We start from the raw sequence: 560 nt of genomic DNA, 5'->3' as shown, positions 1-560 counted from the left end.
ACACCAGCATCAGCATCGAGAACGCGCTCTTGCCCGAGCCGGATTCGCCGATCAGGGCCACCACTTCACCCTGGCCGACGGTGAGGTTGACGCCGTTGACGGCGCGGATCAGTTTCTTCGGCGCGAAGAACTGCACCTGCAGATCGCGCAAGCTAATCATGTCATGCATGGCTCACCTCGTCGGCGGTCGAAAACAGGGATGCGGTGTCGGCTTCGTAACGCAGGCAGGCGACGCCGTGACCGCCGCCGCTACTTTCATCGCTGGTGAACACCGGTGCGCGTTGGCCGCACACCGGCCGGGCATAGGCGCAGCGCGTGTGGAAGCGGCAACCGCTGGGCGGGTTGATCGGATTGGGCGGGTCGCCCGCCAGCGGCGCCTCCATCGTGCGTTGCAAGGGATCCATGCTGGGCATCGATTTCAGCAAGGCGCGCGTGTAGGGATGCCTGGGCTGGTCGAACACCTGGTCCGATGAACCGATTTCCACCACCTGGCCGAGATACATCACCAGCACGCGGTCGGAGATGAAACGCACCACATTGAGGTCGTGGCTGATGAACAG

2 protein-coding genes are annotated in these 560 nt (G+C 63.6%); both read right to left on the bottom strand.

The genetic code is table 11. The features are described from left to right. A partial coding sequence (locus tag HLUSI_RS31455) for an ATP-binding cassette domain-containing protein (RefSeq protein ID WP_157137798.1) occupies positions 1 to 169 on the bottom strand: 169 nt, incomplete at its 3' end. Next, positions 162 to 560 (bottom strand): oligopeptide/dipeptide ABC transporter ATP-binding protein (locus HLUSI_RS0109090; protein ID WP_016833674.1); only part of this gene is annotated, 399 nt, incomplete at its 5' end. The genes HLUSI_RS31455 and HLUSI_RS0109090, both read right to left, overlap by 8 nt.

Source organism: Herbaspirillum lusitanum P6-12, from assembly GCF_000256565.1.
Classification (GTDB): Bacteria; Pseudomonadota; Gammaproteobacteria; order Burkholderiales; family Burkholderiaceae_D; genus Herbaspirillum; species Herbaspirillum lusitanum.
The sequence above is the reverse complement of the archived record's forward strand: the minus strand, read 5'-3'. Positions and strand labels throughout refer to the sequence as shown.